This is a genomic window from Zoogloea oleivorans, from assembly GCF_008107625.1.
In the GTDB taxonomy this organism is placed as follows: domain Bacteria; phylum Pseudomonadota; class Gammaproteobacteria; order Burkholderiales; family Rhodocyclaceae; genus Zoogloea; species Zoogloea oleivorans.
Genome location: NZ_SDKK01000006.1, coordinates 35704 through 55135, shown reverse-complemented (window position 1 = coordinate 55135; position 19432 = coordinate 35704). Strand labels below are relative to the sequence as shown.

General features: G+C 51.9%; 19 protein-coding genes and 1 tRNA gene. 19 read left to right on the top strand and 1 reads right to left on the bottom strand.

Features of this window, described 5'->3' with window-relative positions; all coding sequences use genetic code 11:
• Positions 1–21 precede the first annotated feature (21 nt).
• The 19 genes from pstB (at position 22) to ETQ85_RS07375 (ending at position 17513) form a co-directional block, all read left to right on the top strand.
• Positions 22–828 carry a phosphate ABC transporter ATP-binding protein PstB gene (gene pstB, locus ETQ85_RS07465; protein ID WP_148578596.1) on the top strand — a complete coding sequence of 269 codons (807 nt, stop codon included), beginning with the start codon at positions 22–24 and terminating at the stop codon, positions 826–828.
• Positions 829–935: 107 nt separating this feature from the next.
• Positions 936–1688, top strand: a complete 753-nt coding sequence (gene tpiA, locus ETQ85_RS07460; protein WP_148578418.1) for a triose-phosphate isomerase — start codon at positions 936–938, stop codon at positions 1686–1688.
• A 21-nt stretch (positions 1689–1709) separates the two neighbouring features.
• Positions 1710–2075 (top strand): preprotein translocase subunit SecG, encoded by a 366-nt coding sequence (secG, locus tag ETQ85_RS07455; protein ID WP_148578417.1) that lies wholly within the window; start codon positions 1710–1712, stop codon positions 2073–2075.
• Positions 2076–2137: 62 nt separating this feature from the next.
• Positions 2138–2222, top strand: a tRNA-Leu gene (locus tag ETQ85_RS07450).
• Between the two features lie 84 nt (positions 2223–2306).
• Entirely contained in the window at positions 2307–2681 is a 375-nt protein-coding gene (gene ndhC, locus ETQ85_RS07445; protein WP_148578416.1) for an NADH-quinone oxidoreductase subunit A, read from the top strand.
• Positions 2682–2727: 46 nt separating this feature from the next.
• A complete protein-coding gene (locus ETQ85_RS07440; protein WP_079433620.1) occupies positions 2728–3204 on the top strand; it encodes a NuoB/complex I 20 kDa subunit family protein in 477 nt (158 codons plus the stop codon).
• Between the two features lie 12 nt (positions 3205–3216).
• Positions 3217–3819 carry an NADH-quinone oxidoreductase subunit C gene (locus ETQ85_RS07435; RefSeq protein WP_148578415.1) on the top strand — a complete coding sequence of 201 codons (603 nt, stop codon included), beginning with the start codon at positions 3217–3219 and terminating at the stop codon, positions 3817–3819.
• Positions 3812–5065, top strand: a complete 1254-nt coding sequence (locus tag ETQ85_RS07430; RefSeq protein ID WP_148578414.1) for an NADH-quinone oxidoreductase subunit D — start codon at positions 3812–3814, stop codon at positions 5063–5065. The genes ETQ85_RS07435 and ETQ85_RS07430 overlap by 8 nt, the downstream gene beginning before the upstream one ends.
• A 64-nt stretch (positions 5066–5129) precedes the next feature.
• Positions 5130–5606, top strand: coding sequence for an NADH-quinone oxidoreductase subunit NuoE (gene nuoE, locus ETQ85_RS07425; RefSeq protein WP_148578413.1), 477 nt, complete (start codon positions 5130–5132; stop codon positions 5604–5606).
• A complete protein-coding gene (gene nuoF / locus ETQ85_RS07420) occupies positions 5603–6913 on the top strand; it encodes an NADH-quinone oxidoreductase subunit NuoF (RefSeq protein WP_187394620.1) in 1311 nt (436 codons plus the stop codon). Before nuoE ends, nuoF begins: the two co-directional genes overlap by 4 nt.
• Before the next feature lie 7 nt (positions 6914–6920).
• Complete coding sequence (nuoG, locus tag ETQ85_RS07415; RefSeq protein ID WP_148578412.1) at positions 6921–9275, top strand: NADH-quinone oxidoreductase subunit NuoG; 2355 nt, start codon at positions 6921–6923, stop codon at positions 9273–9275.
• Positions 9275–10324 carry an NADH-quinone oxidoreductase subunit NuoH gene (gene nuoH / locus ETQ85_RS07410; protein ID WP_148578411.1) on the top strand — a complete coding sequence of 350 codons (1050 nt, stop codon included), beginning with the start codon at positions 9275–9277 and terminating at the stop codon, positions 10322–10324. The genes nuoG and nuoH overlap by 1 nt, the downstream gene beginning before the upstream one ends.
• A gap of 9 nt (positions 10325–10333) precedes the next feature.
• A complete protein-coding gene (gene nuoI / locus ETQ85_RS07405; protein ID WP_148578410.1) occupies positions 10334–10822 on the top strand; it encodes an NADH-quinone oxidoreductase subunit NuoI in 489 nt (162 codons plus the stop codon).
• Positions 10823–10864: 42 nt separating this feature from the next.
• On the top strand, positions 10865–11467 hold the full coding sequence (locus tag ETQ85_RS07400; protein ID WP_148578409.1) for an NADH-quinone oxidoreductase subunit J: 603 nt from the start codon (positions 10865–10867) through the stop codon (positions 11465–11467).
• Positions 11468–11498: 31 nt separating this feature from the next.
• Positions 11499–11804 (top strand): NADH-quinone oxidoreductase subunit NuoK, encoded by a 306-nt coding sequence (gene nuoK / locus ETQ85_RS07395; RefSeq protein ID WP_141349329.1) that lies wholly within the window; start codon positions 11499–11501, stop codon positions 11802–11804.
• 12 nt (positions 11805–11816) lie between these two features.
• The gene (gene nuoL, locus ETQ85_RS07390) at positions 11817–13853 is read left to right on the top strand and encodes an NADH-quinone oxidoreductase subunit L (protein WP_148578408.1); all 2037 of its coding nucleotides are present in this window, start codon (positions 11817–11819) and stop codon (positions 13851–13853) included.
• A gap of 83 nt (positions 13854–13936) precedes the next feature.
• A complete protein-coding gene (locus tag ETQ85_RS07385) occupies positions 13937–15418 on the top strand; it encodes an NADH-quinone oxidoreductase subunit M (RefSeq protein ID WP_148578407.1) in 1482 nt (493 codons plus the stop codon).
• 43 nt (positions 15419–15461) lie between these two features.
• The gene (nuoN, locus tag ETQ85_RS07380; RefSeq protein WP_148578406.1) at positions 15462–16928 is read left to right on the top strand and encodes an NADH-quinone oxidoreductase subunit NuoN; all 1467 of its coding nucleotides are present in this window, start codon (positions 15462–15464) and stop codon (positions 16926–16928) included.
• Positions 16929–17213: 285 nt separating this feature from the next.
• Positions 17214–17513 (top strand): DUF3579 domain-containing protein, encoded by a 300-nt coding sequence (locus ETQ85_RS07375; protein WP_148578405.1) that lies wholly within the window; start codon positions 17214–17216, stop codon positions 17511–17513.
• A gap of 93 nt (positions 17514–17606) precedes the next feature.
• On the opposite strand, the gene ETQ85_RS07370 is transcribed toward ETQ85_RS07375, so the two are convergent.
• Entirely contained in the window at positions 17607–19415 is a 1809-nt protein-coding gene (locus ETQ85_RS07370; protein WP_246128676.1) for an asparagine synthetase B family protein, read from the bottom strand.
• Between the last annotated feature and the right edge of the window lie 17 nt (positions 19416–19432).

Genomic DNA, 19432 nt, shown 5'->3' with positions numbered 1-19432 from the left:
CCTGTAGCGACCAAGCGTGACATGCCTTTTTCGCAACTTCGGGGCGAACCGACGTCTGTGGTCAGTAGCGATGCGACGCCCAAGATCAAGATTCGTAACCTCGACTTTTTCTATGGGTCGTTTCAGGGCCTGAAGCACATCAATCTGGACATCCAGGAGGGGATGGTGACTGCGTTCATCGGTCCTTCCGGGTGCGGAAAGTCGACCCTTCTGCGGACGCTGAACCGCATGTACGACCTTTACCCCGGGCAGCGTGCCACGGGTGAGATACTTTTGAACGGTCGCAATGTGCTGAGTCCGGATCAGGATGTGAATGCCCTTCGAGCCAAGGTTGGGATGGTTTTCCAGAAGCCCACGCCGTTTCCGATGTCCATTTATGAGAACATCGCATTCGGTGTGCGTTTGTATGAGAGCCTTTCCAGGGCAGATATGGACAACCGGGTCGAGTGGGCGCTGCGGAAGGCCGCTCTCTGGGATGAAGTGAAGAGCAAGCTCAATCAAAGTGGTCTGTCCTTGTCCGGTGGGCAGCAGCAGCGTTTGTGCATCGCACGAGGTGTTGCGGTCAAGCCGGAGGTTCTGCTGCTCGATGAGCCGACATCTGCGCTCGATCCGATTTCCACGGCGAAGGTTGAAGAGTTGGTTCATGAACTGAAGAGTGAGTACACCATTGCGATTGTGACTCACAACATGCAGCAGGCTGCGCGGGTGTCCGATTACACCGCCTACATGTACCTGGGAGAATTGGTGGAGTTTGGTCTCACTGACGAGATCTTCATCAAGCCCAAGCGGAAGGAAACCGAGGACTACATCACAGGCAGATTTGGCTGATCGTTCTGAACCGTGCATGCAAAGAGGGCTGACTTGGTGTCGGCCCTCTTTTTTTGACCTGATCATTCCGTCAAGATAGAATTAAAGGATTTGGTTCTGGATCCAAGGTGCGCAAAAAGCTCGTAGTCGGTAACTGGAAGATGAACGGCAGCCTTGCTCGCAACGAAGCTTTGGTCGCTGAGCTCAGGAAGCTGTTAAGGCCGGATGGCGTGGATGTGGTGGTGTGCCCGCCTTTCGTCTACCTGTCTCAAGTGAAGGCTTTGATCAAGGATGCGATTATTGCTGTGGGGGCTCAGAGTCTCTCTTCTGCCAAGGAGGGGGCCTACACTGGTGAAGTTAGCGGATCGATGTTGGCGGACTTGGGCTGCTCGTGGGTTATCGTGGGGCATTCGGAGCGACGAAGTGGTTATGGTGAGACGAATGTTGTTGTCGCAACCAAGGTGCAGGCGGCCCTCGATTCAGGCGTGAGGCCGATTCTCTGCGTTGGTGAAACACTGGAGCAGCGTGATGCGGGTGTCGCTGAAGAGGTGGTTGGCTCTCAGGTTGATGCTGTGGTTTCAGCGCTTGGTGTCGAGGCGGCCTCTTTTGTTGTGCTTGCTTATGAGCCTGTCTGGGCGATCGGGACTGGTAAGACTGCAACGCCTGAGCAGGCACAGGCAATGCATGCATTCATTCGTGATCGCCTGGTGCGGAGTGGTGTTTCTGCGCAGGGTGTAAAAATTCTTTATGGGGGTAGCGTTACGGCAGTAAACGCCTCCCTGTTGTTCAGCAAACCGGATATCGACGGTGCCTTGGTGGGTGGGGCATCCTTGGTTGCGGAAGGTTTTTCTGCCATTTGTGCAGCAGCTGCTGCGTCGTAAGTTGGTTCATCGGAGATGGTCATGGGTGGTGTGGTTTTTTCTATAGTTTTGACGGTGCATATCCTTGCTGGTCTGGGTGTAATCGGACTGGTCCTTATGCAGCACGGCAAGGGGGCTGACATGGGTGCGGCCTTTGGGAGTGGGGCTTCCGGTAGTTTGTTCGGGTCTTCAGGGTCTGCAAATTTTCTTAGCCGGACAACCGGTGCTTTGGCGGCAGTATTCTTTGTGACGAGCCTCGGGTTGAGCTATCTGGCCAGTTCCGGGGCTCCTGCGTCAAAGAGCGTAATGGAAGGGGTTGCGCCTGTTTCTGCGCCTTCGTCCGGTCTTTCTCCCGCTCCTGTTGCGCCTGCGGATGATGGGTCGAAAGCGAAGGATATTCCGCGATAAAATAATGTAATGCTTGGCGCTGCGGGTCGATTGTCTTATAATGCGCAGCATCAAACGAACAAGCCGACGTGGTGAAATTGGTAGACACGCTATCTTGAGGGGGTAGTGGCGAAAGCCGTATGAGTTCGAGTCTCATCGTCGGCACCATAAAATAAGCAAGCCGCCCGCACTCAGCGGGCGTTTGCTTGCAGGCAGCGCTAATAACTGCTATCGGTTGCGGGAGCTCAAGTGATGTTGGAAGTTTATTTTCCAGTTCTTGTCTTTATCCTGTTTGCGGCTGCTTTCGGTTTTATTCCAATAATTGCAGGCTGGGTCTTGGGGCCCAACAAGCCTGACGCCGAAAAGCTTTCCCCGTTTGAGTGTGGTTTCGAGCCATTCGAAGATGCGCGCATCAAGTTCGATGTTCGCTACTACCTGCTCGCCATTCTGTTTATCCTTTTTGATCTGGAAATCGCATTTCTGTTTCCCTGGGCAACTATTCTTCGGGAAATTGCAGCCAATGAGTCCATCCGGCTTTTTGGTTTCTTTGAAATGATTGTCTTTCTCGGCATTCTTCTGCTTGGTTATATTTACGTGTGGAAGAAAGGCGCGCTCGACTGGGAGTGATCTGTCGAGTTCCTCTGGCGAGTGAATTGTTGCTTGAAGGGTGTCTATGAGCATCGAAGGTGTTTTCAAGGAAGGGTTTGTCACTACTTCGCTTGATACGGTAATTAACTGGACTCGCACTGGTTCGCTGTGGCCCATGACTTTTGGTCTTGCGTGCTGTGCGGTCGAGATGATTCACGCCGGTTGTTCGCGTTACGACCTGGATCGATTCGGTGTTGTTTTTCGTCCGAGTCCGCGGCAATCCGATCTGATGATTGTTGCTGGCACCTTGTGCAACAAAATGGCCCCGGCTTTGCGCAAGGTTTATGATCAGATGTCGGAGCCGCGCTGGGTGATATCAATGGGGTCTTGCGCGAACGGTGGTGGGTATTACCACTATTCGTACTCTGTTGTGCGTGGGTGTGACCGTATCGTTCCGGTGGATGTTTATGTTCCCGGTTGCCCCCCCACAGCAGAAGCTCTGCTATATGGCATTGTTCAATTGCAGAACAAGATCAAACGTGACTGTACGATTGCTCGCTGATTCCCGACTATCATGAGTGAGAAACTTGACCGTCTCAGCCAGTCTTTGGCGGACAAATTTGGTGATCGACTGCGGAGTACGGTCGTTGCATGTGACGAGGTGACTGTGGTCGTCTCGGCCTCCGACTATTTGTCGGTAGCCCGCACTCTTCGGGACGACCCCGAGTTCCGTTTTGAGCAGCTTGTTGATCTTACCGGACTTGATTATTCGGGGTTTGCTGGTGAAGCAACTGAATTCCGCTTCGCGGTATCTGCTCATCTGCTTTCCGTTAGTAATAATCTGCGCCTGAGGCTTCGGGCGTTTGCGGAAGATGACTCATTTCCGATTCTTGATTCCTTGTGCGAACTCTGGCCCAGTGCCAACTGGTTTGAGCGCGAGGCCTTCGATCTTTTCGGTGTCATGTTTGTTGGGCATCCGGATTTGCGTCGGATTCTTACCGATTATGGTTTTGTTGGTTATCCGTTCCGCAAAGATTTTCCGATTTCGGGGTATGTGGAAATGCGGTATGACCAAGATTTGGGTCGCGTAATTTATCAGCCAGTTACCATCGAACCACGGGAAAATACACCCCGTATCGTGCGTGACGAAAATTATGGGAATGTCGGCCATGGCTGAGATCCGTAATTACACCATTAACTTTGGCCCCCAGCATCCCGCGGCGCACGGGGTCTTGCGTTTGGTTCTCGAGTTGGACGGCGAAGTGGTTGAGCGGGCTGATCCGCACATCGGGCTGCTTCACAGGGGTACAGAGAAGCTGGCTGAGACACGAACCTGGGTACAGTCTGTACCCTATATGGATCGTCTTGACTACGTTTCAATGATGTGCAATGAGCACGCTTATTGTCTGGCGATTGAACGGCTCTTGGGGGTCGATGTTCCAATTCGTGCCCAGTACATCCGTGTCTTGTACGATGAAATTACACGCATTCTGAATCACCTGCTTGCTGTCGGGACCCACGCACTTGATATCGGCGCCATGACTATGGTGCTTTATACCTTCCGTGAGCGGGAGGATTTGATGGATGCTTATGAGGCTGTGTCGGGAGCGCGGATGCACGCTGCTTACTACCGGCCTGGTGGCGTTTATCGCGATCTTCCGGATCGCATGCCGCAGTACGAAGTCTCAAAGTGGAAAAACACTAAGACAGTTTCCCAATTGAATGAAAATCGGCAAGGCTCCCTGCTTGATTTTCTCGAAGACTTCACTAGCAGATTCCCGCGTTATGTTGATGAGTACGAGACGCTACTCACCGATAACCGTATCTGGAAGCAGCGAACTGTAGGTATTGGCGTTGTTTCGCCCGAGCGCGCACTAGCCCTTGGTTTTTCCGGTGTCATGCTGCGTGGATCGGGTGTTGAGTGGGATATCCGCAGAAAACAGCCCTACGAAGTTTATGATCAGCTTGATTTCGACATTCCGGTTGGCGTGGAGGGTGACTGTTATGACCGTTATCTCTGTCGGATTGAAGAGATGCGTCAATCAAATCGAATCGTCAAGCAGTGTATTGACTGGTTGAGAAAAAATCCGGGCCCCGTGATTTCCAGCAACCATAAGGTTGCACCTCCTTCCAGAGAGCGGATGAAGGGGAACATGGAAGAGCTGATTCACCACTTCAAGTTGTTCACCGAAGGCATGCACGTACCACCTGGTGAAGTTTACGCGCCGGTTGAGCATCCCAAGGGTGAGTTTGGTGTCTACGCGGTTTCCGATGGGGCAAACAAGCCCTATCGGATTAAATTGCGATCACCTGGTTTTACGCATCTCTCGGCCATTGATGAAATGTCGCGCGGGCACATGATTGCTGACGTGGTAGCCATCATTGGAACAATGGATATCGTGTTCGGAGACGTGGATCGCTGAAGTGCCTATTTAAAAAGCCTCAACGATTTCCCCTATCGACATTCTGCAGGCAGTAGAGACGAAAATGCTGAGTTCCGAATCACTGAAGAAAATTGATCAAGAGATAGCGAAATATCCGCTTGATCAAAAACAGTCCGCTTCGATGTCCGCCCTCCGAATTGCGCAGGAGGAGAAAGGCTGGCTTGCAAACGAGACCATTGAGTTCGTTGCAAAGTATCTCGAAATGCCAGCGATTGCCGTCTTTGAGGTGGCAAGCTTCTATAATATGTATGACTTGGCTCCTGTTGGAGCCAAGAAAATTACCGTCTGCACCAATCTCCCTTGTGCTCTTTCGGGTGGGGTTGATGCAGCCGAATATGTCAAGAAGAAGTTGGGAATTGACTTTAACGAGACGACGGCGGACGGACAATTCACCCTCAAAGAGGGTGAGTGCATGGGCGCTTGCGGCGATGCCCCGGTGCTGCTGGTGAATAATCACCAGATGTGCAGTTGGATGACCGAGGAAAAAATCGATCAACTGTTGGCTGATCTGAAAAAATGACTTCTAAAGGGATTATTCTTTCCGGCCTCGAGGGCGACCGCACCTGGCGGCTTGCTGACTATGTTCAGCGAGGCGGATATGCAGCGCTGAAGAAGATCATCGCGGAGAATATTTCCGCCGATCAGGTCATCAGCGAAGTCAAGAAATCAGCACTCCGTGGGCGTGGTGGTGCGGGTTTTCCGACGGGGCTCAAGTGGAGCTTCATGCCCCGGGCGTTCCCCGGTGCCAAGTATCTGGCCTGCAACTCCGATGAGGGGGAGCCCGGCACATTCAAGGATCGGGATATCCTTCGGTATAACCCCCACTCTGTTATAGAGGGGATGATCATTGCTGGCTATGCAATGGGATGTGAGCGTGGTTATAACTACATTCACGGGGAAATATTCGAAGTTTACGATCGTTTTGAAGAAGCTCTCCAAGAGGCACGTGACGCCGGATTGCTGGGCAAGAATATTCTCGGTTCAGATTTCAGCTTTGACCTTTTTGCCCATCACGGTTACGGCGCGTACATATGCGGCGAAGAAACTGCACTGCTTGAGTCCATCGAAGGGAAGAAAGGGCAGCCACGTTTCAAGCCACCGTTCCCAGCGAGCTTCGGTCTCTACGGTAAACCAACGACCATCAACAATACAGAGACGTTTGCATCAATCCCTTACATTATCCGTGAAGGGGGGGATGCGTTCCTAGCTCTTGGCAAGCCGAATAACGGCGGTACCAAGCTGTTCTCGGTGTCTGGTCATGTAAATAAGCCTGGCAATTACGAAATCCCGATGGGGACTCCGTTTTCCGAGTTGCTCGAATTGGCTGGCGGCGTTCGTGGCGGTCGAAAGCTGAAGGCTGTGATTCCTGGTGGATCATCTGCGCCGGTTTTGCCGGGCTCTGTGATGATGGATTGCACCATGGACTACGATTCGATCTCCAAGGCCGGTTCCATGCTGGGTTCCGGTGCAGTGATCGTAATGGATGAATCTACCTGCATGGTCAAAGCCTTGGAGCGTTTGTCGTACTTTTATTTCGAAGAGTCCTGCGGTCAATGCACTCCTTGCCGTGAAGGTACCGGCTGGTTGTATCGTGTGATACATCGCATTGAAAACGGACTTGGGCGTTCCGACGACTTGGACTTGTTGAACAGCATTACGACCAACATCATGGGGCGTACCATCTGTGCGCTGGGCGATGCGGCCTCTATGCCTGTCCAGAGTTTCATCAAGCACTTCGGTGATGAGTTCGCATTCCATATTGAACACAAGAAGTGCCTCGTGCCGAAGGATGTTCAGCGCGAAGGCAGTAAGATTTACGTAGCGTAGGCTCGACATGCTAGAAATCGAAATTGACGGAAAGCAGTTGCAGGTTCCTGACGGTATTACCGTCATGGAGGCCGCCAATACAGTTGGCGCCTATGTGCCGCATTTCTGCTACCACAAAAAGCTCTCAATCGCGGCTAACTGCCGCATGTGTCTTGTCCAGGTAGAAAAGGCGCCGAAGCCTTTGCCGGCTTGTGCGACGCCTGTGACAAACGGGATGAAAGTGTGGACTCATTCTGAGCAGGCAGTGAAGGCTCAGAAGGGTGTGATGGAGTTCCTCCTGATCAATCATCCGCTTGATTGCCCCATTTGCGATCAGGGCGGTGAGTGTCAGTTGCAGGATCTCTCCGTCGGCTATGGTGGTGTTGAGTCACGCTATCAGGAAGAGAAGCGGGTTGTCGGCAACAAGGATCTCGGTCCGCTTGTTTCAACTGATATGACGCGCTGCATTAATTGCACCCGCTGTGTTCGATTTACCACTGAAATTGCAGGACTCATGGAGTTGGGTCAGGCATTTCGTGGAGAGCATGCCGAAATCATGCCCTTCGTCGAGAAAACCATTGACTCGGAGTTGTCGGGCAACATTATTGATCTCTGTCCGGTTGGCGCCCTCACTTCAAAGCCTTTCCGTTTTGGTGCCCGTGCTTGGGAAATGTCGAGGCGCAAGTCAGTAAGTCCTCACGACTCGCTCGGAAGCAATCTTGTCGTTCAAGTCAAGAATGATGCTGTAAAGCGCGTTCTTCCCCTGGAAAACGAGGCACTGAATGAGTGCTGGCTGTCTGACAAGGACAGGTTTTCCTATGAGGCGCTCAATAGCGAGGAGAGGCTCGCTCGGCCCATGCTGAAGCAGGGTGGTCGCTGGATTGAAACTGACTGGCAAACGGCCATTGAATATGTTGCGAATGGTCTCAAATCGATAAAAGCCGAAAGTGGTGCAGATACGATTGGTGCATTGGCATCTCCGCATAGCACTCTCGAGGAGCTTTATCTTCTCCGGAAACTAGTCCAGGGGCTTGGGTCGGGTAACGTTGACTTCCGTTTGCGCCAGTCGGATTTTTCTGCTGATGGAAAAATGAGTGGCGCTCCGTGGCTTGGGATGCCGGTGGCGGATATAGCCAATCTCGATCGTTTGTTTGTTGTGGGCAGTTTTTTCCGGAAAGATCATCCGCTGGTTGCCCAGCGTGTTCGACAGGCAGCAAAGCGCGGCTTGAAGGTCAGCGCACTTAATCCCGCGTTTGATGACTGGCAGTTGCCTGTTGCAAATCGTGTTTGTGTTCCGCCGCAAGAAATGATTGTTGCTTTGGCCAAGATCGCCAAAGCTCTTTCTGAACAGACCGGGCGTGAGTTGTCGGTTCAGGTTGCCGCCGCATGTGCAGGCCTGGTGGTCGATGAAGCTTCTCTCGCGATTGCGAACAGTCTTGGCTCTGGTCGTCGTTCTGCTGTCTGGCTTGGTAACTACGCCGTCCAGCATGAGCATGCTGCAGAAATTCACGTTTTTGCTCAGGAAATCGCAAGATTGAGTGATGCTAGTTTCGGCTTTTTGGGAGAGGCTGCGAACAGTGTTGGTGGTTATATTGCCGGGGCAGTACCGTTTGCGGGCGTTCCCGGAAAAAATGTGACGGAAATGTTGTCGGCACCGTTGAAGGCTTACGTGCTGCTTGGACTGGATCCCGCATTCGATTTGGGCAACAGTGCAGCTGCTGCCGGGGCACTCAAGGGTGCTGATATGGTCGTCATGTTATCCGCCTTCAAATCGGACAGCGCGCTTGAGTTCGCAGACGTGATGCTTCCCATCGCGCCATTTACAGAAACTGCAGGTGTTTTTGTCAATTGCGAAGGACGTGCCCAGAGTTTCTTCCCCGTGGTCAAGAGCCGCGGAGAGTCACGTCCCGGCTGGAAGGTACTTAAGGTTCTTGGGGAAACATCTGGTCTTGACGGCTTCGGGTTTGAAAAGATCGAGGATGTCCGTGCTGAGGTGCTTGAGTCTGACGGAACAGTTAATCCGGCCAAACTCGATAATTCTGTTGCACTTAATGTAGAGTCCCTCCGTGCTGTGGAGGCAGCTGTTCAACGCATTGCAGATATTCCGATTTATTCGGCAGATCCCATTGCTCGTCGTTCTCCCCCATTGCAGCAAACTCAGGATGGAGTGGCGCCAAGCGCCCGGCTGAGTGCGGCAACCATAACCCGTTTGGGTGTGCAGGCCGGCTTGGCGGTGCGTATCAAATCTGCATATGGTGAGGTGTCGGCAGTTGTTGCTGAAGACGATGGTGTCGCTGATGGTTGTGTGCGCTTGGCTGGTGCTCATCCGATGACGGCAGCGCTGGGTTCTCTGCATGGTGAAATCAGCTTGGAGCGCATGTGATGGAAGCCTACATTGAGCCAGTAGCCATGTTCTTTGGCGAGGCCTGGCCCCTGGTTTGGTCCTTGCTTAAAATTGTTGGCATCGTAGCCCCGCTGTTTCTGTGTGTGGCCTATTTGACTCTGGCCGAACGTAAGGTTATCGGCTACATGCAGGTGCGTATTGGCCCAAATCGTGTGGGGCCAATGGGTTTGCTGCAGCCGATCGCTGATGGTGTAAAGCTTTTGCTTAAAGAAGTGATTATTCCTTCCGGCGCAAACAAAGGGCTTTTCATTATTGGACCCGTTCTTGCCCTAGGTCCTGCTCTGGCTGCCTGGGCTGTTGTGCCGTTCAACGAGGGATGGGTTGTCGGGAACGTAGATGCTGGCCTTTTGTTCCTCTTGGCGGTGACCTCCATTGAAGTCTATGGGGTCATCATTGCCGCATGGGCGTCTAACTCCAAGTATGCCTTTCTCGGAGGCATGCGTGCTGCAGCCCAAATGGTTTCGTATGAAATCGCCATGGGTTTCGCTCTTGTATGTGTTTTGATGACATCCTCCAGTCTCAATCTGACAGATATCGTCATGAGTCAGGGCAAAGGGCAGGCAGCCGACATGGGCTTAGGTTTCCTTAGTTGGAACTGGTTGCCGCTTTTTCCAATGTTCATCGTTTACCTGATTTCCGGCATTGCTGAAACCAATCGTGCGCCTTTCGACGTTGTCGAAGGGGAGTCTGAAATCGTTGCTGGCCATATGGTGGAATATTCGGGTATGGCGTTTGCGCTGTTCTTCCTTGGGGAATACGCAAACATGATTCTGGTTTCTGCGCTGACATCCATCCTTTTTCTCGGTGGTTGGCTCTCGCCCGTCGGTTTTCTTGGTGACGGGTTTTTCTGGTTGGCGATCAAGACCGCTTTCATTCTCTTTTTGTTCCTGTGGTTCCGTGCAACTTTCCCGCGGTTCAGGTACGACCACATCATGCGATTGGGTTGGAAGGTTTTCATTCCCTTGACCTTGTTCTGGGTGGTTGTTGTTGCCGTCTGGGTCATGTCTCCGTTGTCGATCTGGAAGTGAGGCCGTGAAATGGGTGCTATAAAAGAATACGTAGGAAGCCTCTTCCTGAAAGAACTGGTGAAGGGACTAGCTCTTACCGGCCGTCACCTTTTTGCCAGGAAGATTACGGTACAGTTCCCGGAGGAGAAAACGCCGCAAAGTCCGCGCTTCCGAGGCTTGCACGCTTTGCGTCGCTATCCCAATGGGGAGGAGCGTTGCATTGCATGCAAATTGTGCGAGGCAATTTGTCCGGCCATGGCGATTACGATCGAATCCGAGCAACGGGCTGATGGTTCCCGGCGCACGAGTCGATACGATATAGATCTGACGAAGTGTATTTTTTGCGGCTTCTGTGAGGAGGCTTGCCCGGTAGATGCAGTTGTTGAGACGCGCGTGTTTGAGTATCACGGCGAGAAACGGGGCGATCTCTACTACACGAAGCAGATGCTTTTGGCCGTTGGGGACCGCTACGAATCGCAAATCGCGAAGGATCGAGAAGTCGAATCCAAGTACCGGTAAGGTTAGCGAAAGCGGACAGAAACATACTTACGGAATACGCTCATGGACTTCCAGTCGGTCATTTTTTATTTCTTTTCTACAGTGCTTGTACTAGCCTCCTTGGCGGTTATCACCTCCAAGAACCCGGTCCATGCAGCTCTTTTTCTTGTTTTGGCGTTTTTTACGGCTGGCGGCATCTGGATGTTGTTGCACGCCGAGTTTTTGGCGATAGCGCTGGTCATGGTCTATGTAGGGGCCGTCATGGTGCTCTTCCTGTTTGTTGTGATGATGCTTGATATCAATATCGAGCGGATTCGTCAGGGTTTCTGGAGCTATTTGCCTGTAGGTGCGCTGATCGGTGTCCTTATGGTGATCGAAATGGTCATGGTGCTCGGTGGGCGCAACTTCGGGCTCGAAGAGATGCCTCATCCCGCTGAAGTTCAGCAGGGGTACAGCAACACAAAGGAGCTTGGACGACTGCTTTACACGGATTACGTATATCCCTTCGAACTTGCTTCCATTGTGCTGCTGGTTGCAATGGTTGCGGCAGTTGCTCTCACGCTCCGCAAACGAAAGAATGTGAGGAAAATTGATCCGGCGGAGCAGATTTCCGTCAAGCGTGATGATCGGGTGCGGATCGTTTCGATGCGCTCAGAAAAAGATTGAATTCGGTGACGATCGTCAGGGAGGACAGTAGATGCTTTCGTTGTCTCATTACTTGATATTGGGTGCGATTCTCTTCGCCATCAGCGTTGTAGGAATTTTTCTCAATCGCAAAAATTTGATTGTTCTGTTGATGGCTATCGAGCTCATGTTGCTTGCGGTCAATCTTAATTTTGTTGCTTTCTCGTATTATTTGGGGGACGCAGCGGGCCAGATTTTTGTTTTCTTCATATTGACTGTAGCGGCAGCTGAGTCAGCTATCGGTTTGGCTATTCTCGTGGCGTTGTTCCGTAATTTGCGGACTATTCACGTTGATGACCTGGACAGCCTCAAGGGATAAGGAAGCGTTTCGATGACGGAGATGCAGAAGCTCTATCTGTTGGTTCCGCTTGCGCCTTTGTTTGGTGCGATTGCAGCGGGGCTGTTTGGGAAGGTCATAGGACGGGCTGGCGCCCACACCGTGACCATTCTCGGTGTCGCCATTGCGTTCTTTACGTCGCTTGTCATCTTTCAAGATGTACAGGCGGGGAATGTGTTCAATGGCACCCTTTACACGTGGGCCAGTAGTGGTGCATTGACATTCGAAGTGGGATTCCTCATCGACTCATTGACGGTAATGATGATGCTTGTCGTTACTTTCGTGTCCTTGATGGTGCATATCTACACCATTGGATACATGTCTGAAGACCCTGGTTACCAGCGCTTCTTCAGCTATATCTCATTGTTTACTTTTTCGATGCTGATGCTGGTCATGTCGAACAACTTCCTGCAGCTGTTCTTTGGCTGGGAGGCTGTTGGTCTAGTGTCCTATCTGCTGATTGGTTTTTGGTACACCAGGCCGTCCGCAATTTTTGCGAACATGAAAGCCTTTCTGGTGAATCGGGTTGGTGACTTTGGCTTTTTGCTTGGTATCGGTCTTGTTGCAGCCTATTCGGGCTCGCTCAACTATGCTGAAGTGTTTGCCAAGGCGCCCGAACTTGTCGCCATGACAGTTCCTGAGACCGGGTGGCCGCTCGTTACTGCCATCTGTATCGGACTCTTCATCGGTGCAATGGGTAAGTCTGCACAGGTACCCCTGCATGTATGGCTGCCTGACTCCATGGAAGGTCCCACGCCTATTTCGGCCCTTATTCATGCGGCAACCATGGTTACAGCAGGTATCTTCATGGTTGCCCGGATGTCACCCCTTTTTGAACTGTCCGAGACCGCTCTTTCTTTTGTTCTTGTCATTGGAGCTACCACGGCCTTGTTCATGGGTTTTCTTGGCATTGTCCAGAACGATATCAAGCGTGTCGTTGCGTATTCCACGCTGTCGCAACTTGGTTACATGACTGTTGCGCTCGGTGTTTCTGCCTATTCGGCGGCTGTTTTCCATCTGATGACGCATGCCTTCTTCAAGGCCCTGTTGTTCTTGGGGGCAGGCTCGGTCATCATCGGCATGCATCACGATCAGGATATGCGGAACATGGGCGGGCTTTGGAAGTACATGCCCATCACCTGGTTTACGTCTTTGATCGGCTCGCTTGCCCTGATCGGTTTTCCGTTCATGTCGGGTTTCTATTCAAAAGATACGATCATCGAAGCAGTGCAACTGTCGCACCTGCCGGGTTCGGACTATGCTTACTTTTGTGTAATCGCTGGTGTTTTCGTAACTGCTTTCTATTCTTTCCGCATGTATTTCCTTGTTTTTCACGGCAAGGAAAGGTTTGGGCATGCTGCAGAGCATTCTCACGTAGAGGAGGCTCATGGGAGTGACGAGCATGCCGACGAACATCACGCTGATGAGCACCATCACGGTTTGGCCCCCGGGCAGAAGCCGCATGAGTCTCCTTGGGTTGTTACGGTTCCGCTTGTTTTGCTTGCGATTCCGTCGATGTTGGTTGGCTACCTCACGATCAGCCCCATGCTGTTTGGTGACTTCTTCAAGGGTGTAATCCATTTCTCCGAGAATCACCATGCGATGGCAGAGTTGGCGGAGGAGTTTCATGGCGCGACAGCAATGGCCATACACGGGTTCACCTCTTTGCCGTTCATTTTGGCGATGTCTGGGGTAATTCTGGCTTGGTTCTTCTACATGATTGCGCCTGCAATCCCTGCTGCGATCATGCGGACGTTCAAGCCGATCCATACACTTCTCGAAAACAAGTATTACTTTGACAAGTTCAATGAAATTGTTTTTGCGGGAGGAGCCCGTCTTCTGGGCCGCGGACTGTGGAAAGTGGGCGACCAGACAATCATCGACGGTATGATTGTGAATGGTTCCGCCAAAGTCGTCGGCTTGATCGCCCAGCTTTCCCGGCTCTTCCAGACTGGTCATATTTATCAGTACGCGTTTTCGATGATTATTGGGGTGTTCATCCTGCTGACCTTCTGGTTCAACCGCGGATAACTTCGTGATGTTGTCGATTTGAGGAAAGTTACAAGATTTAGGACTTGCGCGCCGCATCGTGGCGCATAGAACGGAAAGTAGAGATGACGGGTATTCCATTCCTCAGCCTAGCGATTTGGGTTCCGATCGCTGGTGGATTATTAGCACTCGCTACGGGGTCTGACCGTAATGCGTCGGTCGCCAGATTCGTGGCGCTTCTTTCTGCTCTTGCGGGTTTGGCGGTCAGTATTCCGCTCTATACCGGTTTCGATGTGACGCAGAGTGCCATGCAGTTCGTGGAGTCCTACCCATGGATTCCTCGATTCAACATCAATTACACGCTTGGTGTTGATGGCATTTCGGTCCTCTTTGTTCTGCTGAACAGCTTCATCACGGTGATTGTTGTTGTTGCTGGCTGGGAAGTGATCAAGGAGAAAGTCGCGCAGTACATGGCTGGCTTCCTGATCATGTCCGGGCTGATCAATGGAATCTTCAGTGCGCTGGATGGTTTGCTGTTTTATGTTTTCTTCGAGGCATCCCTTATTCCACTGTTCATCATTATCGGTGTCTGGGGCGGCCCGAACAGGGTTTACGCAGCGATTAAGTTCTTTCTGTATACGCTCGCCGGCTCTTTGCTGATGCTTGTGGCTCTTCTTTACCTGTTTATGGAGTCGGGCGGTAGTTTCAGCATTCTTGACTGGCATCAACTGAAGCTGGGTATGGACGTTCAGAGTCTTCTGTTCTGGGCTTTTCTCGTATCGTTTGCCGTAAAGGTGCCGATGTTTCCGGTTCATACCTGGTTGCCGGATGCTCACGTGGAGGCACCGACAGGTGGCTCGATTGTACTTGCTGCAATTGGTTTGAAGCTTGGTGCCTACGGTTTTCTGCGTTTCTCACTTCCGATTGCTCCGGATGCGAGCCATGCTTTTGCTCCGCTGATCATTACCTTGTCGTTGATTGCGGTGGTGTACATCGGCTTTATCGCACTAGTCCAGACGGACATGAAGAAGTTGGTGGCGTATTCGTCAATTGCACACATGGGTTTTGTGACCCTGGGCTTCTTCATCTTTAATCCGGTTGGGATTGAAGGTGCCTTGGTGCAGATGATTTCCCATGGGTTCGTTTCCGGAGCAATGTTTGCCTGTATAGGTGTCCTGTATGACCGCATGCATTCGCGTCAGATCGCCGATTACGGTGGTGTGGTCAACGTAATGCCGAAGTTCGCAGCGTTGTTCATGCTGTTCTCCATGGCAAACGCAGGTTTGCCGGCGACCTCGGGTTTTGTTGGCGAGTTCATGGTCGTGCTTGGTGCTGTTCAGTTCAATTTCTGGGTGGGTTTTGCGGCTGCGACTACTCTGATTGTGGGGGCGGCATATACTCTCTGGATGTACAAGAGAGTCGTGTTCGGTGCCATTACCAATCATCACGTGTCTGAGCTTACTGACCTCAATAACAGGGAGTTTGCTTTCCTGTCTATTCTTGCTGTGTGCGTCCTGGCGATGGGTATTTACCCGTTCCCGGTGACGGAGGTGATGCACGCGTCGGTGAATGATCTGCTCAAGCATGTTGCGGTGAGCAAGCTTTAACTTCATGTAACCGAGATAAAAACTTGCGGACTGTGGCCTGAAGATGAACTTTGTTATCCCCGATTTTTACCCTGCGGCAGCGGAGCTTTTTGTGGTCGCGATGTCCTTTGTGATTCTTATGGCAGGTACATTTGCCAAGGATTCACGAGGTTTGACATATGTGTTGACTCAGCTGACGCTGTTCGGTGCGGCCGCGATTACATTGCTAACAATGGATGGGCAGGTCAATTTCACGTTCAGTAATATGTACGTGGATGACTTGATGGGCGATTTTCTCAAGCTGGTTCTGTACTTTTCCGTTGCCATCGTGCTGCTGTATTCCCGCGGCTACATGAACGACAGAAAGATGGAGACCACTGAATATTACGTCCTTGCGGTCTATGCCACGCTCGGGATGATGGTCATGATTACGGCCAATCACTTTTTGACCCTTTATCTGGGTCTTGAGCTTCTGTCCCTGGCTTTGTACGCGATGGTTGCATTGCAGCGTGACTCTGCCCGCGCAACTGAAGCTGCGATGAAGTATTTCGTTCTCGGTGCGCTTGCTTCCGGGCTTTTGCTTTACGGCATTTCAATGTTGTACGGTGCGACCGGGACTCTCGAAATTTCAGGTGTTGCGCAGGCAATTTATCACCAGGCTGGAAACAAGACCGTCTTGATGTTCGGGTTGGTCTTCATTGTTGCTGGCCTCGCATTCAAGCTTGGTGTCGTTCCGTTTCACATGTGGATTCCTGACGTCTATCATGGTGCACCGACGGCAATTACGCTGTTTATTGCGTCTGCCCCCAAGCTGGCTGCGTTTGCGATGGCGATGCGCCTGTTGGTTAACGGCTTGTTTGAATTGGCCGACCAATGGCAGTCGATGCTGATGTTTCTCGCCATTCTGTCCATCGTGCTGGGTAACTTTGCGGCAATCGCACAGCCCAACATCAAGCGCATGCTTGGCTATTCCGGCATCTCTCACATGGGGTTCATGTTGTTGGGTCTGATGTCGGGAGTTGTCGGCGGAGATCGGCACTTCGCTCTGAACGCATACAGTTCTTCAATGTTCTATGTGATCTCGTATGTACTGATGAGCATGGCGTCGTTTGGTGTTGTTCTGCTTCTTTCTCGAGTGGGAGTCGAGGCCGAGACCCTGGACGATTTCAAGGGTTTGAACAAGCGCAGCTCCTGGTTCGCCGGCGTGATGGCTATGGTCATGTTCTCGATGGCAGGTATTCCGTTCTTTGTCGGTTTCTTTGCTAAGTTCTCTGTCCTGCAGGCGGTCGTTGCAGCCGGCTATATCTGGATTGCTGTACTGGCCGTGATTATGTCCTTGATCGGCGCGTTTTATTATCTTCGGGTCGTTAAGGTCATGTTTTTTGACGAGCCGGTCGACAACACGCCTTTGGTCGCAACGTCTGACATGCGAGTGTTGTTGTCAATGAATGGCTTGGCTATTGCCGGGCTTGGATTGGCACCGCAGGCTTTGATGTCGCTCTGCGCTTATTCTCTTCTCGGGTCGCTGTAAGCCCTAAGGCGTTTGTGAATTGCTATTTTGAAAACAGGATAGCCAGTCGAAGTAAAGTAAACCCGGGATTAATCCCGGGTTTATTTTTTCTTGATATTGTTACGCCGCTAGCTGTTGTTGTCAGGAGCTACAGGTTTGCTTGCTTGTGCCTGCAGCTTCGCCGATGACGCTTGCGGCCCGGGTTTCCTGATAGAATTGGATAGTCGCAGGGTTGTAAGTAAAATGTGTGCGGCGTCTGTCTTCGCGGCGCTGGTTTGTCGGTCCCCAAATTTTCAGTTATCGCACATGATTCAAAAAGTCGAAAACTTCGTGATTGTTGGCCGTACCAGTGATGGTAAGACTTTTCGCCCCAGCGATTGGGCAGATCGTCTTTGCGGGATTATGTCTGCTTTCGGTTCGGATAACCGAAATCGAATGACTTATTCTCCCCATGTGCGGCCGGCCTGTAATCTGAGAGGGGACAAGACCGTTCTTGTGGATGCCCGTATCCATGACATTGAACCCCTTGCTTATAATTTCCTGAAAAACTTTGCCAAGGATAATGATCTGCAGATCGAAACTCTGCCTGATGATCATTTTGGTTAGATTGGAGATTGTTCGGCAGGCGTAAAAAAGAGGAGGAAATTTCCTCCTCTTTTTTTGTGCTCAAATAATGTTTCTGTAGTCTTTTAAGGCGGCTTATCTAGCGCTGTCGTATCGCCAGTCCGGCGCGTGTGCCTGGAGCCATTGCTCAAGCATCATGATGATCCAGACCATCTCGCCGTAATACCCCGGGTGTTCGGGTAGCCATTTTTCGTGGAGTTCGCGAAGGAAAGCCGGACGAATTACGCCTCGTTCTCCGAAGGCTTCCAAAGTTTCCGTTGCGAGTTTGCGCAGCCCAGGATGCTTTACCGCCCATACGCCGAAGGGGAGACCGAAGCCATGTTTTTTCTTGGTTATGATTTCGTCGGGAAGGAATCCACGCAAAGCTTCCTTGAATAGCCAGCGAAGTTTCAGACCCTTGAGTTTCCAGTCGGTGGGTAGGGTGAGCGAGAAGTCCAGCAACTCGTCAGACAGCAAAGGAAAGCCTACGTCTACGCCTGCAAGTCGAGTTGTTCCGATAACCTTTGGCAGGTCGTTATCTGCAAGGGTGTATTTCCAGTCGAAAGCGAGCATCCGGTTGATCAAGCCGGCATCGTTAACTTCGGACCAGGTTGCTTTTTGTAGTTCGGTGGGTTCGGCCAGATTTATTTTCGCCTTGAACGCGGGCTCGAAGACGGTGTCGATACCGAGGCGAAGCAGCAGGTTGTACATCTCCATCCGGTCTGGCATGGGGACGGAAGCCTGTTCCACATAGCTGACGCCTTTTTTTATCAGGGGAATGCGATCAAGGCCGGGTATGCCGGAAATCGGTTCCACAACGCTAGTGCGCAGCAAGGCCGGAATGGTATCGTACCAGCCAAATACACGCTGTTTTGCGTAGCGCGAATTGCCACCGAAGAGTTCATCTCCGCCATCGCCGGCAAGCAGCTTTGTAATACCGTCAGCTTTTGCCCGACTGGCGCAAATCCAGGCTGGTACTGCCGAGGAGTTGCCAAAGGGTTGATCATAAAATCTGGCGACGAGAGGAATACCTTCCAGCAGATCTTCCGGGGTCACGTAGTATTCGTGATGGTCGGTCTTGAAATGGCGGGCAGCGAGCCGGGCGTATTCCATTTCGTCGTAGCCGGTAGCATCGAACCCCATCGAGTAGGTCTTTGCCGATGCGCCGCTTATCTGGCAGAGCATGCCGGAGACGGTGGAGCTGTCGGTTCCGCCAGACAGGAATGCTCCTGTGCCGGAGCCGCTGTATTCGTTCCTTACGGATTCGCGAACGATGTCCAGGAAGCGGCCCTTGGTTTCATTCAGATTCAGGCGCGGGTTCTCGTTGAAGACCGGTAGCCAGTGCTTGGAAATCCGCGATTGTCCTTTTTTCCATTCCAGCATGCTGGCCGGCGCCAGGCGCTTTACTTCCCGGAAAATAGTAACCGGCGAAGGAATCATGTGGAAATACAGATAATCGAAAATTGCCTGTGGATTGATGGTTCGGCTGTCAAGCGGAACGCTGTCGGCACGATCAGAAAAGCTCAGTTCGCCTTTTTCTTCGGCATAGCACCAGGGTTGGGTGTCGAAGCGGTCCGTGAGCAGAGTGGCGCTGTTCTGGTTGGTGTCTATGAAAGCGACGGCGAAACGACCTTTTACTTCTTTGGCCGCATCGACTCCCTTGCTTTCAAACAGGGCAAGCCAGGATTGCGCCTGATTGTTGCCACCATTGGGGAAGCGTGGGCTGCCGAGGCTGATGCACAGAATGCCTTCATGTTCGGCAATATCGGCCGGCTTTTGCGCAGTCAGATGGCCGCCATTCCAGTTGCAGGTCCATTGATTGCCTGTGAGTTGAATCTCAAGCTTGGTGGCTGTTCCGGTCTGGGGCGTTTTCAGACGCGCGTGGATCAAGGTTCTGTTTTCCAAATCCGACTCCATTAATT

Excerpts from the sequence above, each read along its gene's own strand:
- ETQ85_RS07435 (WP_148578415.1), top strand. The coding sequence starts at position 3,217 with ATGAGTGAGAAACTTGACCGTCTCAGCCAGTCTTTGGCGGACAAATTT.
- nuoI (WP_148578410.1), top strand. The coding sequence starts at position 10,334 with ATGGGTGCTATAAAAGAATACGTAGGAAGCCTCTTCCTGAAAGAACTG.
- nuoF (WP_187394620.1), top strand. The coding sequence starts at position 5,603 with ATGACTTCTAAAGGGATTATTCTTTCCGGCCTCGAGGGCGACCGCACC.
- nuoG (WP_148578412.1), top strand. The coding sequence starts at position 6,921 with ATGCTAGAAATCGAAATTGACGGAAAGCAGTTGCAGGTTCCTGACGGT.
- ETQ85_RS07430 (WP_148578414.1), top strand. The coding sequence starts at position 3,812 with ATGGCTGAGATCCGTAATTACACCATTAACTTTGGCCCCCAGCATCCC.
- ETQ85_RS07400 (WP_148578409.1), top strand. The coding sequence starts at position 10,865 with ATGGACTTCCAGTCGGTCATTTTTTATTTCTTTTCTACAGTGCTTGTA.
- ETQ85_RS07440 (WP_079433620.1), top strand. The coding sequence starts at position 2,728 with ATGAGCATCGAAGGTGTTTTCAAGGAAGGGTTTGTCACTACTTCGCTT.
- nuoN (WP_148578406.1), top strand. The coding sequence starts at position 15,462 with ATGAACTTTGTTATCCCCGATTTTTACCCTGCGGCAGCGGAGCTTTTT.
- pstB (WP_148578596.1), top strand. The coding sequence starts at position 22 with ATGCCTTTTTCGCAACTTCGGGGCGAACCGACGTCTGTGGTCAGTAGC.
- ndhC (WP_148578416.1), top strand. The coding sequence starts at position 2,307 with ATGTTGGAAGTTTATTTTCCAGTTCTTGTCTTTATCCTGTTTGCGGCT.
- ETQ85_RS07385 (WP_148578407.1), top strand. The coding sequence starts at position 13,937 with ATGACGGGTATTCCATTCCTCAGCCTAGCGATTTGGGTTCCGATCGCT.
- ETQ85_RS07375 (WP_148578405.1), top strand. The coding sequence starts at position 17,214 with ATGATTCAAAAAGTCGAAAACTTCGTGATTGTTGGCCGTACCAGTGAT.
- nuoE (WP_148578413.1), top strand. The coding sequence starts at position 5,130 with ATGCTGAGTTCCGAATCACTGAAGAAAATTGATCAAGAGATAGCGAAA.
- nuoH (WP_148578411.1), top strand. The coding sequence starts at position 9,275 with ATGGAAGCCTACATTGAGCCAGTAGCCATGTTCTTTGGCGAGGCCTGG.
- nuoK (WP_141349329.1), top strand. The coding sequence starts at position 11,499 with ATGCTTTCGTTGTCTCATTACTTGATATTGGGTGCGATTCTCTTCGCC.
- secG (WP_148578417.1), top strand. The coding sequence starts at position 1,710 with ATGGGTGGTGTGGTTTTTTCTATAGTTTTGACGGTGCATATCCTTGCT.
- nuoL (WP_148578408.1), top strand. The coding sequence starts at position 11,817 with ATGACGGAGATGCAGAAGCTCTATCTGTTGGTTCCGCTTGCGCCTTTG.